At 40.2% G+C, this 15,289-nt stretch carries 15 protein-coding genes; all 15 read right to left on the reverse strand.

Features of this window, described 5'->3' with window-relative positions:
• Positions 1-143 precede the first annotated feature (143 nt).
• Positions 144-2,675 (reverse strand): sensor histidine kinase, encoded by a 2,532-nt coding sequence (locus G602_RS29325; protein ID WP_049945339.1) that lies wholly within the window; start codon positions 2,673-2,675, stop codon positions 144-146.
• 2 nt (positions 2,676-2,677) lie between these two features.
• Positions 2,678-3,382, reverse strand: coding sequence for a response regulator transcription factor (locus tag G602_RS0119100; protein ID WP_026660417.1), 705 nt, complete (start codon positions 3,380-3,382; stop codon positions 2,678-2,680).
• A gap of 35 nt (positions 3,383-3,417) precedes the next feature.
• Positions 3,418-3,792, reverse strand: coding sequence for a YraN family protein (locus tag G602_RS0119105; protein WP_026660418.1), 375 nt, complete (start codon positions 3,790-3,792; stop codon positions 3,418-3,420).
• Between the two features lie 172 nt (positions 3,793-3,964).
• A complete protein-coding gene (locus G602_RS0119110) occupies positions 3,965-4,285 on the reverse strand; it encodes an EscU/YscU/HrcU family type III secretion system export apparatus switch protein (RefSeq protein WP_026660420.1) in 321 nt (106 codons plus the stop codon).
• A 45-nt stretch (positions 4,286-4,330) separates the two neighbouring features.
• The gene (fliK, locus tag G602_RS0119115) at positions 4,331-6,319 is read right to left on the reverse strand and encodes a flagellar hook-length control protein FliK (protein ID WP_026660421.1); all 1,989 of its coding nucleotides are present in this window, start codon (positions 6,317-6,319) and stop codon (positions 4,331-4,333) included.
• 185 nt (positions 6,320-6,504) lie between these two features.
• Positions 6,505-7,269 (reverse strand): ribonuclease HII, encoded by a 765-nt coding sequence (locus G602_RS0119120; protein WP_026660422.1) that lies wholly within the window; start codon positions 7,267-7,269, stop codon positions 6,505-6,507.
• Positions 7,262-7,822 (reverse strand): signal peptidase I, encoded by a 561-nt coding sequence (gene lepB, locus G602_RS0119125; RefSeq protein ID WP_026660423.1) that lies wholly within the window; start codon positions 7,820-7,822, stop codon positions 7,262-7,264. The genes G602_RS0119120 and lepB (G602_RS0119125) overlap by 8 nt, the downstream gene beginning before the upstream one ends.
• Before the next feature lie 5 nt (positions 7,823-7,827).
• Entirely contained in the window at positions 7,828-8,706 is an 879-nt protein-coding gene (gene ylqF / locus G602_RS0119130; RefSeq protein ID WP_026660424.1) for a ribosome biogenesis GTPase YlqF, read from the reverse strand.
• A gap of 14 nt (positions 8,707-8,720) precedes the next feature.
• The gene (gene lepB, locus G602_RS0119135) at positions 8,721-9,317 is read right to left on the reverse strand and encodes a signal peptidase I (protein ID WP_044932780.1); all 597 of its coding nucleotides are present in this window, start codon (positions 9,315-9,317) and stop codon (positions 8,721-8,723) included.
• 99 nt (positions 9,318-9,416) lie between these two features.
• Positions 9,417-9,764 (reverse strand): 50S ribosomal protein L19, encoded by a 348-nt coding sequence (gene rplS, locus G602_RS0119140; protein ID WP_022760209.1) that lies wholly within the window; start codon positions 9,762-9,764, stop codon positions 9,417-9,419.
• 125 nt (positions 9,765-9,889) lie between these two features.
• On the reverse strand, positions 9,890-10,339 hold the full coding sequence (locus tag G602_RS0119145; protein WP_026660426.1) for a cytidine deaminase: 450 nt from the start codon (positions 10,337-10,339) through the stop codon (positions 9,890-9,892).
• A 60-nt stretch (positions 10,340-10,399) separates the two neighbouring features.
• Positions 10,400-11,182, reverse strand: coding sequence for a uridine phosphorylase (gene udp, locus G602_RS0119150; RefSeq protein ID WP_026660428.1), 783 nt, complete (start codon positions 11,180-11,182; stop codon positions 10,400-10,402).
• Positions 11,183-11,246: 64 nt separating this feature from the next.
• Positions 11,247-13,112 (reverse strand): hypothetical protein, encoded by a 1,866-nt coding sequence (locus tag G602_RS0119155; RefSeq protein WP_026660429.1) that lies wholly within the window; start codon positions 13,110-13,112, stop codon positions 11,247-11,249.
• A gap of 82 nt (positions 13,113-13,194) precedes the next feature.
• Positions 13,195-14,442, reverse strand: a complete 1,248-nt coding sequence (locus G602_RS0119160) for a hypothetical protein (protein ID WP_026660430.1) — start codon at positions 14,440-14,442, stop codon at positions 13,195-13,197.
• A 15-nt stretch (positions 14,443-14,457) separates the two neighbouring features.
• Positions 14,458-15,288, reverse strand: coding sequence for an SPOR domain-containing protein (locus G602_RS0119165; RefSeq protein WP_026660431.1), 831 nt, complete (start codon positions 15,286-15,288; stop codon positions 14,458-14,460).
• Between the last annotated feature and the right edge of the window lies 1 nt (position 15,289).

Raw genomic sequence — 15,289 nt, forward strand, 5'->3', positions numbered from 1 at the left:
AAACAGAGTTTTTTATGATTATCCATCCCTTTAAACAGAGTTTTTTATGATTATCTATCCCTTTAAACAGAGTTTTTTATGATTATCTATCCCTTTAAACAGAGTTTTTTATGATTATCTATCCTTCAACATTGTCCAGCCTTTTAGTCTGTTTTTTCGGAGGCAGGGTTGCCGTTACTGAATTTTCCTGTTTCGAAGGCGACATTTGCTTTGAAAAGGTCACCGTCAAGGATAATTTCGAACTCTCCGCCCATGGCTGTTGTAAGGCTCTTGGCGATTGACAGTCCAAGTCCGGAGCCTTCAGTACTTCTGGAGATATCTCCTCTGATAAATCTCTCTGTCAGCTCATCGGCTTTAATGTTCAGCTCGTTCTTAGAAATATTTTTCACTGAAAAAATAGCTTTATGAGTGTCATTATCCAAATCCACTACAATCAGATCCATATAAACTCTAGTGTTAGGAAGCGCATACTTGCAAACATTATTGAGAAGATTCTCAATAACCCTGTAAAGTTGCCTTGCATCCGCATGAATATAGACATCATACTTATCACATTTTAATATCGGAACCAGATCGAAGCTGTCAAACTTTTCATAAAATTCTCCGAGAACCTGATTGACAAACTCAGCATAATTAAGTTCTGAGAAGTTCAGAGTAATATTACCCGAAGAAATCTTTGAAGCTTCAACAAGGTCATCCGTCAGCTGACGGAGTCTTTGCGACTTATTGTCGAGAATTCTTATATATTCGCTAACCTTAGGATCATCAATGTTTTCACGTTTCAAAAGATCCACATAGTTAATTATTGATGTGAGCGGCGTCTTAATGTCATGTGAGACGTTTGTTATCAGGTCAGCCTTAAGCTTCTCATCTCTCATACTGCGGTTGACCGCTTCTTCTACAGATGAAGATATTTTGTTAAGTTCTTCACCCATATAAGTGTTTGCTCCATGAAGCTTACTTATGTCTATTTTGACATCAATCTCGCCCTTACCTATTCTCTGAAGCGCGTCAATGATTAAAAATTTATCCTTATTCAGATTTATGATATATATTGCAATTGCCACGTCAGCAACAATAACAATTACAATACCTACTATGCTCCATCTGAGTATCAGATAAAGATGAATTATAGCCGACAAGATATAGGGCACAACTGTCCTTACAAACAGATTCTGCTTCAATGTCATCTTGTCAAATATTTTACGGACTACCTCAACGCTATACTTAAGCAATGACGTCTTATAGAGATATCGGGCCTTTGCTCTTCTGATGATGCTATATAAAGCATAGGCAAATGCATTATCTCCCGCAAAGGCAAGAACACCTGCCAAAGCCGCCATATTTAGTGTATTACTGCTTACGGAGGGATAGTTATTTACCGAAAACTGGAATAATCCAAAAAGTATCCCAAATACTGCCGCCGTAAAAAGTATCACCAGCTCGATAGGAATCATATCTATACGTTCTATTCCGCCAACTGTCCCATCGTGATATTCAATTCGGCCCTCGTAAATAGCAAGATGGATAAGAACCATCAGGTATACAATCGCAAAGAATACAATTATTATATGAAGCTGCCTATAGTAAGGCATATAACGATTGAATGCATCCTTGCCGATTTTGAAATCATCCACATTTGCTGTCTTATTAACATCAACAGCAAAATAGAACTTCATCTGATCGGGATAGGTATACTGGAAATTCCCAAGAATCTGCCTTAGCGTATCCTCGTCAATCTGCGTATTCGTAGAATATTCAATATCATAGGGACAATAATATATATATCTTCCATAGGATTTGAAAACATCCTTCAAATTAAGGCCATTCGTTCCGTTCTTCAGTGAGTCAACATTAGTGAACACTTCCGTTCTGGCATTAATTGTTCTTGTAATATAGTATCTTAAATTTGTTTTATAAAAAGAGTACTTATCCGCATATTCCATGTAGCGTTCATAACAAGCTGCCATTGTAGATGCAGTCTCAGTTATATTGCCACACAGCTCATTATACTCATCCCAATCTGATACTATATCCTCAATATTTTCATTGTAAACCGTCTTGTATCTTGGAACCAGAACCGTATGAAAGCCTGCTCCGTCCTTATCTGCTTCCTTCACATTAGTTCGAACGGTATTATTATCAAGCTGTGAATTCAGGAACGCATTCATTCCACCTTCTACATTATTTTTTTTAAGGTGTGTATAAACCGTTGTCGACGAAAGATAATTCTTGCTCTCTGAGGCAGTAAAATTGACATCCTCATACTCAAAGCCGTTCTGTGACCACTTGATAAGGTTGGATACAGGATAAACCGCGGTAATATAGTCTGACTGAAGAGCACTGTTTCTGTTTATGAAAGCAGTTACATCAATGCTTTTATTGCCATCATATGCACCATCTGTTTCAAAAAGAGTCTGATAGGCGGATAGCTCTACCACCTTTCTTAAATTGTCCTTAAGTATCTCATTAAAAAGTCCCGAATCCGAGTAAGATAATTCACTGTCTTCATTTTGAAGATTGTAAACATGACCATCCGAGCCCATGAAGGAAGACCCTTTATATATATATAAGATCAGTGCAAATACAATTGCTATACATATATGCAGGAATATCCTTAAGATGTATCTGCTGATCCAGGACATTGTCTTATGCTTCAAAAATTTTTCTACCATGATCAATCCTCAGTATCAATCTTGTAGCCTACGCCCCATACAACTTTCAGATATTTAGGATTTTTAGGATCAATCTCAATTTTTTCTCTTATATGTCTGATATGTACCGCTACGGTATTATCAACAGATACGGCATTTTCATTCCAGATGTTTTCATATATCTGATTTATTGAAAATACCTTTCCCTTGTTTTTAAGAAGGAACATAAGAATGTTATATTCAATTTTCGTTAACTTAACCTCTTCTCCGTCCACAGTAACGGATTTGGAATTATCGTTAAGCACAAGTCCTCCCGCCTGGAAAACAAACTCATCATCTCCCTCTTTATTATCAGCGTTTCCAAGCTGAGTATATCTGCGAAGGTTGGATTTGACTCTTGCAACAAGCTCAAGCGGATTAAAGGGTTTTGTTACATAATCATCCGCTCCGATATTAAGTCCTAGAATCTTATCCGCATCCTCAGACTTTGCTGAGAGAATAATGATTGGAATTGAACTCTGCTCCCTGATTTTCATGGTACATTGAATTCCGTCCATAACCGGCATCATTATATCGATTATCGCAGCGTGTATTTCATTCTTCTGTACAATTTCAAGGGCCTCAAGGCCGTTATATGCCTTAAAAACATTGATGCCTTCCTGCTTCAAATATATATCGATTGCTTCAACTATTTCCTTATCATCATCACAAACCAGTACGTTCTGCACTTCTTAAATCCTCCTGAAAATGAATTATGTCACCACTATCTTGATGGAATGTATGAAAAAGCATTTTTATGCCATCTTATATGAACCATTGATGTTTCGTCAACCATTATAGCAACAACATCGTATCTTATTGGCTGATATTCACTTATGCCAAACCTCTTACGGTAAAAATCAGAAACGCGGCAGATTATCCTTTGTTTGCGATAATCAACCGCTTCCTCCGCCTCCCCAAAGCGTGTACCTGTTCTGTATTTTACTTCTATAAAACAAATATATTTATCATCTTTTGCTACAATATCTATTTCACCTGACTTACTTCTGAAGTTTCGGCAGATTATTTTGGCGCCGTTTTCAGAAAGGTATTCGGAGGCGAGATTTTCGTAGTAGGTACCTATTTGTCGCTTATTCATTAATATATACCATCATCTTCTTAATATCCCCTCATCCGTCAGCTTCGCTGACACCTGTCTTCGCTCCGCTTCGGTCCGCGCAGAACAATCGTCCCCTGGACGATTTGCGCCCCCCAAGGGGAAGGCATTATTTAAATATGCTTTATATTATATTTATCTAAATACTCTTGTTTTACTTTAATATGTTCTTCTCTTTAGCACGGATTTTGTCCATAGCATCTACGAATACCAGGATTTCTGCCACAACCTCGTAGAGTTCCGGCGGAATCATCTCGCCGATTTCCAGCTTGGAAAGAGTATCTGCCAGCTTGCTGTCCTCATGAATCGGGATGTCCTGTTCCTTTGCAGCATCAATGATTTTCTCTGCCACAAGTCCCTGGCCACTTGCTATGACGCGGGGCGCTCCGTCTTCATTGGGATCATATGCAAGAGCTATCGCCTGCTTTGGCTTACCATCCTTAGCTTTTCCCTTTTCTTTGTTTAACTCTGCCATATTCTGTCCCCACCTGAAAGTGTATGTACAACAGTTATTCGCCTCTTATGCTCTTGCGTCGAAAGATGTCATAGAAAGAAAAGCAGTTTTCTTGGCATCAAGTATTGCCTCTACCGGAGGATCCTCACTATCTGTATCCTGATCCGTGTGAAGCATCATTCTTGCCTCCATGTTGTAACCGCGTTTGTTTAGTCTGTCCGACAATTCATCTATATGCTCAGCGATAAGATCAATTACAGATTCATCAGCTACATAGAAGTTTGTCTTAACGTTGTTATCCTTCATTTTCACGTATACATCCAGAGGACCGAGGTTATCCATATCAAGATGTAAAATGGCACTTACCGTATCACCGGGTTCAAATTTGCGCTTACCGTTAGAGTAAACATAAAGGTCGCCATGAGCTTCCTGATCAGCCATTTTAAGCGGAAGCTGGACATAATGAAACATCTGATTAAGCTGATTCATGAAATCTATATTATTCTGTAAATTAGCCGCACTCTGGGCAACCTTACTATCCGATCCAAGAGCTGTAGTCAGCTGCTGTGTGAGCTGTTTTGCCTGAGCATTAAGACGCTCATACAGGTTTTGAACATTCTCCTTTACACTGACATCATCCGGTTTCAGAAGCCATTCATCCTGCATTATACTCTTCATAAGCTTATTGTATTCGTTGTTCCCGAAAAGCTTTGTAAAGGCTTTCTCAGCACCCTCTGAGGAATGTGCTGATGAAGTATAAGCTTCTGCAAGTTCCTTCAGAAGAGCTGTCTGATCTATCTTTGCAGGACTATCAGACTGGAGCTGTGCTATAAGCTTTTGCATCTGGGGGCCTGCAGTTCCTGTATTTGTATTAAGCTCCTTTATTATATTTGCAAAGTTATTGCTAAGTGTAATTGTAGGTGCTTCTGCTTTTGGCGCCTGTCCCTGAATAGGTTCTCCATGTAAGGAGGCACCTTTCTGAGCACCCTCTGCAGCTTCAGGACTTCCTTTAAGTACAGCATTTTCAGTAGTTTCAGGCATATCCTTAACCGCAACTTTTTCACCGGTTTCAGGATTTATCTTTGCCTCAGAATTATCAGCTGCTTCAGGATTCACTTTTTCCAATGTATTATCACCTGCTTCAGTGGCTTTTAGAAGCGTATCACCTGTCTCCGCTTCAGCTTTTACTGTTTCAGCTTCAACTGCTGCATTAGTATTAGCTTCTCCTGTTTCCATGCCCTGTTCCTGCATAACTATGGTGCCAGTATTGGAAGTATTTGTATTTGCCACCTCAGGATTAGCCATATTGCCTTCAGGAATCACTGCTGTTTCTTTGCCGACAGTCATCTGTTCCATCTGCTCTGCTCCCTTTGAGAGCATATCCAAAATACCTCCATAAAGGTCATTTGCAGCTTTTCCCTCACCATTTTGGACAAGCTGGTTATAAGCCTCAGGCAGGTCATCCATAATTGAATTCATAGTTTCGACAACCTGATGCTCATAATTTTTGTAGCTTTCAAACTGAAGTACATTTTGTTCGTTAATGGGAATATCGAGAGCCTTCATCTGAACCAGAGTCGAGGCATCAGTATTTGGATGAGAATTTATGATGTCATGCATGGTATTCAGGGAATTCTTATCAATTCCCATTCCGTTTTCCATCATGCTCTTAACCATGTTTACAGTATCCTGATTAACCTCAATTCCTGCGGCATTCAGGGCCTTTAAAGTAGTCGGATCTACTGCTGTATTCTCATAAAGAGGTGTAAGAGTTATCTGATTAGATACTCCGCGAACTTCGAAGGAAACAACCTGCCCCTCCCTAAGATTCATTCCATCCTGCAGCTTGGCGGATATAACCATATCATCTCCGAGCCTTATCTGAGCATTTTTTACACCGCCCTCATCTGTCATGGAAATAATCTTGCCGGAAAGTCTCTCACCGGTCTCCAAAGAGCGCAAAGATTCCTGCGATTCTGAGGCATTCTGCTTTATAATTCGTCCATCGACCTGTACCACAGGTCTGTTGGAGGTCAAATTTTGAATGATACTCATGCAGGCTCACTTTCCTAAGGTATATGAATACCCTCATCCGTCAGCTTCGCTGACACCTTCTTCGCTCCGCTTCGGTCCGCGCTAAGCCAACGTCCCCTGGACGTTGAGCGCCCCCTAAAGGGGGAAGGCATAAATTATATCCTATTCTTTATATATAAATAGTGTCTTATTCTTTTATACAAATTCTATATAAAGTTCTTAATAAAAGACCTTCTATGTATCTCACAGGGGCCGTTTTTCTTAAGTGCCTCTATATGGTCGGCGCTTCCATAGCCCTTGTTATGAGCAAAGCCATAACCGGGATACTTATCGTCCAGTTCTGCCATAAGATGATCCCTGGTAACCTTGGCAATTATGCTGGCAGCTGCAATCGAAACACTCTTAGCGTCACCTTTTATAATGGATTCCTGCTTATACTCCTCGAGCTGAGGAATATGAACAGCATCAATCAGAAGAACATCCGGTTTAACTGACAAATTGCTGACAGCCTTAGCCATAGCCTCATATGTTGCCTGTAAAATATTTATCTCATCAATTCTGTTATGATCACTGAATCCTATTCCAACAGATATTGCCTTATCATAAATCTCGCGATAAAGCTCTTCTCTCTTTTTTTCGGATAATTTCTTGGAATCATTTATATAAAGAATCTCAGCATCCGCAGGGAGAATTACCGCAGCGGCGTAAACAGGTCCCGCAAGCGGCCCCCTACCGACTTCATCTATACCGCAGATATATTTTTTATCTGCATGAAGCCTCTCGTATGTACGCATTTCATAGAGTCGTTTTTTTTCATTTTCAATTACAGTAATATGCTTTTTTGCAGATTCTACGAGCTTGATTACTCCTGCTCTTGTGTCATCTTCGTGCTTCTTGCAAAAAAGCTGATAATCCTCAATTCCCAGAGCCCCCTGAAGCTCCAGCTTAATATCCCCGATTTTCTCAGTCATTTTTAGTATTTTCCTTATTCTTATCTATTATTCCAAAGGTTGAGAAGGGATATATTCTGAGCCAGGTTCTTCCGATAATATCAGATCCCTTGATATTACCAACACTGGGTTCTCTGGAATCCATACTGTAGTTTCTGTTATCTCCCATAACAAAATACTCGTCCTCGCCAAGTGTTATGGGTTCCGCAGCTCTTCCGGGATTCTGGATTATCTCTGCTCCGTAATGCTCCTCAAGAATCTCACCATTAATGTAAATATTTCCGTCGTAATCGATTTGTACAGTCTCCCCCGGGAGTCCGATAACTCGCTTTATAAAGTATTCACTTGGATCCTGAGGATATGGAAAAATTACAATATCAAAACGCTTGGGATCCGAAAATCTGTAGGTAATCTTATCCGCCATAAGAACATCTCTGTCATGCAGCGTATACATCATAGATTCACCATCAACATCAGTTCTCTGAGCTACAAACTTCATAAAGCACCAGGTTGCTACAACAACAATTAAGATTGTAAGAATAGTACTTCCTGCACTTTGTAAAAAATCTTTCATCTTATTCATATCGGTCTCTCCAACGAAATTTTTCCAAGTCTCCCGTTTCTAAAGTCATCCAAAAGCTGCATGCAGGCTCTGTCTATGTCTGCCTTGCCCCCTTGTTTAATAAGCTTTCTGTTATCGGCAATCGCCGTCAGAATAGATGACTCGGGAGTTTCATAAGGGTCCTCTTCATAGAGGAGTTTCTGCTCTTGTGTAACTCCGTACTTCTCAGCAAGTGTGCCCGGATACCACTCCTCAAGAATTCTGATAAGACTGACTGCCAGCTCGCCCTTATCCAGATTTTCATCATTCATGGAGCCTATAAGTGCCAGATGAAGACCCACTGTCTCATCCTCAAACTTGGGCCATAAGACACCCGGAGTATCAAGGAGCTGTAAGTTTTTCCCAAGCATTATCCATTGTTTTCCTTTGGTAACACCGGGCTTATTACCGGTTTTGGCAGCTGCCTTACCGGAAATTCTGTTGATAAAGGTGGATTTTCCCACATTGGGAATACCTGCTACCATAGCCCTTATTGGTCTGTTTACTATACCCCTTTTTTTATCCCGTTCTATTTTCTCGCGACAGCTCTCAGTTACCTGATCAAGAACCTGTCTCACCTGAGAGCCTGTCTTGGAATTCATTTCCATAACTCTGGCTCCGGTATTGGTAAAATACTCAACCCATTCCTTACTGATATTAGGATCTGCAAGATCCGCTTTATTTAAAATTACAAGCCTGGATTTATTTGCTCCAAGCTTATCTATGTCAGGATTTCTACCTGACATGGGTATTCTGGCATCTGTAAGCTCAATGATGAGGTCAACCATACGTATATTTTCCTGCATCATACGCATTGCTTTGGTCATATGACCGGGATACCACTGATAATTATTCATATTCTCTACCTTTATTATTCTATAAGGCCGGTCTTGCCTTCCTTAGATCCGTAGGAAAACCATGCCTTCCCCGCAATGGTAGCAGTCTTAACTATGCCTATATTGGCACTTCTGCTATCCTCACTGCTGTTTCTGTTATCGCCGAGAACAAAGAACTCTCCGTTACCCAAAGTAATCTCGTTTTCTGCGATTCCTGCCTCTTCCATTTTATCATATTTACCGCTCTCGGTGACGACAGTTTCACCATTGACAACAAGATTACCGTCAACAATTTGAACCTTCTCACCGGGCACAGCCACAACCCTCTTTACATAATAGTGTGATTTCTCATTGCCGTTAGGAAGAAATACGATAACATCATTTTTCTTTGGAGATGTCAGTCTGTACACTATTCTGTTTACAAGCACACTCTGGCCGTTGTACAGCGCGGTTTCCATAGAGTCTCCTATAACCCTTACTCTTTTTCCAAATGATAAAACGAGAACAAAAGCAACAAACACCGCAATAACAGTATAAAAGAGCCATGAGAGCAGTTCTCTCACAAGTTCCGGTGTAACTGTCTTTTTCTTTTCCTGAAACATTGACTGGTATCTTTTCTTTTTACGATACATGGAAACTCCTATGACTAAACGTATCCTACGTATTTTTTAATTAAATAGACAAAAAGGGCAATTACTGTAAAGTAACTGCCCTTACCAAAGAAATCATTCTTAGCGAACCTTTTCCTTGACCTTTGCCTTCTTACCTGTGAGGCCCTTAAGGTAGTTAAGCTTAGCTCTTCTAACCTTACCCATTCTCACAACTTCAACCTTCTCTACAAGAGGAGAGTGAAGAGGCCATGTCTTCTCAACGCCTACGCCGTTTGAGATCTTACGAACTGTGAAAGTTGTGCGGTTTGAACCACCCTGAATCTTCTTAACAGTTCCTTCGAAAACCTGTACTCTCTCACGGTTTCCTTCCTTGATCTTGTTGTAGACACGAACTGTGTCACCAGTGTTGAACTCGGGAGCGTTCTCGTTAAGCTGCTCCTTCTCGATTTCTGCAATGATTGTGTTCATTTGCTTTCTCCTATACTATATAAATGGACGTTCTTAAATACATTTTTAATTATGTCGTACCAGAGGACCGTCATTTTCGCAACTACATGAGTTTAGCACACAAATCAAGCTGGCGTCAAGGCTTTTTACTTTATATTTGTTCTGGGCTTAATATGCATATCGACCGGACCAAAGCTTAGAGGCAGGATTTCTGTAAGGTCATATACCTTGTATTCATTTGCCCCGTTTTTCTGGTTTGTGAGGAGGATGATTTTAAAGTCATCGTCACAAAATTCGCGGATTACCTGACGGCATACACCACAGGGTGAACAAAGCTCAAGTTCTTCCTGATCTTCAAATCCTCCGACTATGGCAAGCGCAGAAAATTCTTTTTCTCCTTCGCTGATTGCCTTGAAAAATGCTGTACGCTCTGCACAGTTGGTTGGTGTGTAGGACGCATTTTCTATGTTACATCCCTTGTAGACCTTTCCCTCCTTTGTCATAAGTGCGGCACCCACCTTAAAATGACTGTAGGGTGTGTATGCCATCTGTCTTGCTTCAAGAGCAAGCTCTACTAATTCGTCATATGTTTTCATTAAAAAAAATCCTAATGCAGATATTCTTATCTGCCTTCCTTCGTATTTATTTTTTGATTATTATTTTGTCTTCTTATCCTCAGCTATAAGTTTCCTTATGGCAGAAATCGCAACCTTGATCGCAGAATCCGTATCGTGAGCCTGCGGATTATCAAGACCTGCCTTCGCTCTCTCCTGATTTGCTACAGTAAGCATTATAGCGCCTGTTCTTGCCCTAAGCCACTGTCCGACTATGAAAAGTGTTGATGATTCCATCTCTGAGCCCAGGCAGCCGCATCTCTTCCATGCTTCCCACTTGTTCTGGAGCTCATAGAATACCGGCTTTGTCTCAGGCTCATGCTGACCGTAGAATGCGTCCTTACACTGAACAACTCCAACATGGTGTCTGAAGCCAAGCTCCTCTGCAGACCTTTTCAGAGCATCAGTCACCTCAAAAGTTGCTACTGCAGGATATTCGATCGGAGCATACTCCTTTGATGTCCCTTCTGCCCTTATAGCGCCATTAACTACTATAAGATCTCCTCCGACTACATCAAGCTGCATTCCCCCACAGGTACCGACTCTGATAAAAGTGTCAGCGCCGATTTTATGCAGTTCTTCAATTGCAATTGAAGCTGAAGCACCGCCTATTCCTGTAGAAACCACACTTACCTTCTCACCGTCAAGATATCCTGTATAAGTATTATATTCACGATTGTAGGCAACCTGCTTTGCATCATCAAAATAAGCCGCTATTTTCTCACATCTGCCAGGATCTCCGGGCAGAATAACGTATCTTCCCACATCCCCTTCCTTAAGATGAATATGGTACTGATATCCTGCTCCTTCTGTATAATCAACCATTAGTATATTCCTCCCGGTAATAATAATTTGTGTATTAATTTTTTGAGTATTTTTTATTATAACACTATTTAGTCAGGAACTCACTCCTCTGTACGTGTTCCCCACTTAACTGCTCTATGGGATAAATATATTCCCTGACTCCATCAGTGCTAATCATAATATTATCAAGGGGATATGCTTCCGAAATTGCTGTAACTCCGAATTGGGCAAGCTCACCTTTGTCCAATTTGTAGTCATCGCTGCTATACTTAATAACCCCCTTTTCATTTAATTCATTTGATTCAAGGCGAATCTTCTCACCATCACAAAGCGATACATAAATAACTGTTTCCGCAGCGTAACTGCCGGCATCCCATTTTGCCCTGTTTTTTCTTATTGCATTTACAAACTTTTCGTTTTCAAGGAAACGTGCCGGAGGATTCTGCATTATAAAGCCATACGCACCTTCGGGAGCCTGATTTTCAAAGTTCTTCCATGCAGAGTCCTCATCTGAAACTACTGCTGCATAATAATCAAACATCGCATGGTCATAGTTTTGATGTTCAATATCCCTGAAATATGTAGTTCCAAGTTCATCCGATTTCTGCTGGCATCTGACCTTTACAGTATGGTCATTCTTACAGGTGACATACCATATATCCTCATCCACATCTGCCCACGCGAACATATTTCCGAAAATATCATATATGGCATTATCCGCAAGATACACGGTGGTTGCGATATCTTCCTCCCACCAGTCGAGATCCTGCGCAATTATCTCATATTCAAAATTCCTGCTGTAAACATTGTAGAACTCATAAACGTTTTTTTGAGGCTCTATATATCCCTGAACCACAATCCAGTCCCCGGCTTCCGTATAACAGGTTACAGAATTACATTCAGGAACATAATCACTTATATCAAAAGTTTTCCCTTCAATGGTTATGGTGTTATTTTCATAGGAAATATCAGCTCCATCATTCTGAGAAGCGCTTATTTCGTCCCATTTCTCCGGATTCTTATAGTAAATAGTCCCACAATAATCAAGCATATATCCGTAGCCCTTTACAGGCGCCATTTCAAAATCCATATATTCAGCCCCGTCAGAAGACTTGAAATTATAGATATATCCGTTTCTCAAAATGGGTGAATCACCATAATAGTGAACATAACCTGTTGCAGCGATTAAGCCATCAAAATCATATGCTGTAAAGATGCCATTTGTATCGACTTCTATCCATGTAGGAAAATAAGAATCCTCTGTGTACCTATACCATATTCCGGGAAGCTCATTTCCGTAATCGCCTTCGATTTTTGACTCTCCTTCCTTCAAATATGAATCGTCAGAAATCGGAGCCCCGAGAGGAGTTATTCCTATCGGAGCAGTTTCCTTCATACGGATTAGCTCAGCTTCCATATCCCTGACATCAGAAAGCAGAACAGCTTTACTGTCAAAAAGTTTCAAAAAGTATTTTTCATCTTCACCGGGTTTAAAAGTAATCGTCTTTTTTGTTCCGTATATCTCGATATCCGTTTCCATTGCCGGGAAATAATACATCGGAAGCACATAGCTTTTTTTCGGAGAATAATACATCAGTCCGTACATGGAATACTCACCGCAGTGTTCAACTTTTCCATCCAAAAAACTGAAAACATGTACCGGATTCCATGGACAATCACCATTGGCAACTGCGAGCTCGCATACATCATCATCATCAAGATAAATAAGCTCGAAACACACACTGCTCTTATCTACAGGCTCATCTGTCTCTTCAAAGTCATCTTTGTATAAAGTGCTTACTGCAGGATGATCCATGTAATCAGCCAAAAAATCAGCGTAGGCCTTTATCTCTTCATCTTGTCTGTTTGCCCCTAAAACCATAAATCCCGGCATAATCAGCGCTGCACAAACAGATACCAGCAATAATGATTTAAAATATTCCTTTTTCATGATTTCCCCTCATATATCACTTAAAGAATTACACCAATTATAGTTTCTGCAGTATCGTTATCCCAATTATCTTAAGTAAATGTCAGTTGATATAATATGTTCCTCCAAAGTCAGATGAAAAGATTCCTGTTTCACCATCGCCCCAGGCATTTACAAAATCATGGTAGCGCTGATCATAGGTTGCATTCTTATAATCAATACTCTTTGAGCCATCTGCATTTACAGTCGTCTGTGAATAATTGATATTGATTATTCCGTTATCTCTTTCAATAATCTGGCCAATCTCATATCCTTCGCTCTCCAAAACTGCAGCGATATCAGAACCGCATATACTCTTTAATTCTTCCCTTGTTATTTCTTTAGCACCATATTCAGCAAAATCTCCTGCACCCTTATTATAGTAAAAATAATATGGTTTCCAGGTATGTCCGGTCCACATGGGCTCATCGGAGCCTGCCTCATAGTCGCACATACTGTCGTAAGCACTGATAGTTATAATAAGGTCGCCTGTTTCCTCATCAATATATGCAGACCCGATTCTTGATACAGCAGATTCCTTACAGTCTGCTCCGTCGACATAGAAAATATTGGTAACGGCAGCTGTAGTATACATATCGCTGAAGGCTGCAAATTTCTTATCCCCACCTTCAAGAGTACGGAAAATGCTCCCATCATCATATGTTACATATTCAAATTCATCATGAATCTGTTTGCACTCAGAATCACCCACAAACCATATTGTTCCGGAATAGCCGCTCCATTCATCAACCGGCTCTTCACCTACAAACATGAAGCCTTCGATTTTTCCGTCTCCATCAAAATCATCCACCAGATAATGTCTTACATCCTGCTGTGTAACTTTTGCTTCATCAGCCACCTTTTTAATCAGTGTCTCCGTCATCTCAGCTTTATCGGCTTCAGAGATCTCTGCCTTTTCTGAAGAACCTGCTTCATCTACAAATTCACCAAGTGAAACATCTGATAATCCTTCAGCATTGGCTGCTGTTGTGTCTGTATTATTCTCAAATACTCCATCGGTATTTTCAGAAGCATCTGTTTCCTGTGCTTCAGTTGTACCTTCATTTGCTTCTGCAGTGGTCTCATCTGTCTTCGCATCGCTTTCATCCACCGTTACATCAGAGTCCTTCGCATCAGTATCATTTTCTGCTGCAGTCTGCTCAACAGCTTCAGTGTTAGCTTCTACATTGTCATTAGTCTCATCTGTTTTACTTGCACTCGCATTACTGCTGCAACCTGAAAACAACATACTTCCCAAAAGGAAAATTGTAACAGGTAATAATTTCATTTTTTTAATGTCTCTATTCTTCATTCATTTCTCCTTCTTTTAATCCCACCAGTAAATACCATAATACTTCGATACGCCTGTTTCATCAAAAGAAACTTCAAATATACCGGATAAAGCATTACCTTTTATCACATATTCATCAGGGTCATACTGCATAAGATTATAGTTTCTGGTTATCCATAAATACGGTGTGTCACCCTCGTTGTACAAGCCAAAGTTTGATGTGTTTGCAGACTTGTCAAACTCTGCATCCTGCCCAACTTTAATATCCATTGTAAGAGCTTCATCATCATATGTGTTATATGGTATCGAAACATTAACATCATGGAATATAACGTAATCATCAGTTACTTCAATATCCTCATTACCGTATCTCATATACCAGAATGTATCACCAATATATGTGCCTGCAGCCTTTACATAAGCATCTTTAAAACCGGCCTTTTTAATATCAGCAAGTGTTTTGTCTGCCTGTTCTTTTGATACACATAAATCCGCGCAGACTGCATAATAAGGCTCAGGATTAAGCTTTGAAAAATCCGGTGTATAAACTACAGGATTAAAAATAAAGCCTGCTTTTTCAAGTTCTGCTTCTGTTTTGGCACATTCTTCCCTGGTCTTGTATGCTGCAACAAAAATCCCGTAATATTCCCGTTCTTTTAATTCAGTTAAGTCGATCTTGCCTTCGCTTTCCTTCTGAACAATCTGGGAAATAGAAGCCGGCGATTCTTTCAAAGCCACCCGGGATTCTTCTATTACTTTTGTCACATGCTCTGTTACGGGTTGTTCGTTACTACTTTTATTTCCGCAAGCGCATAATGCAAACAGACTCAGTGAAACGGCTACAATTCTTCCAAATGATTTTTTCATG

Source organism: Butyrivibrio sp. AC2005, from assembly GCF_000424145.1.
Taxonomy (GTDB): Bacteria; Bacillota; Clostridia; order Lachnospirales; family Lachnospiraceae; genus Butyrivibrio.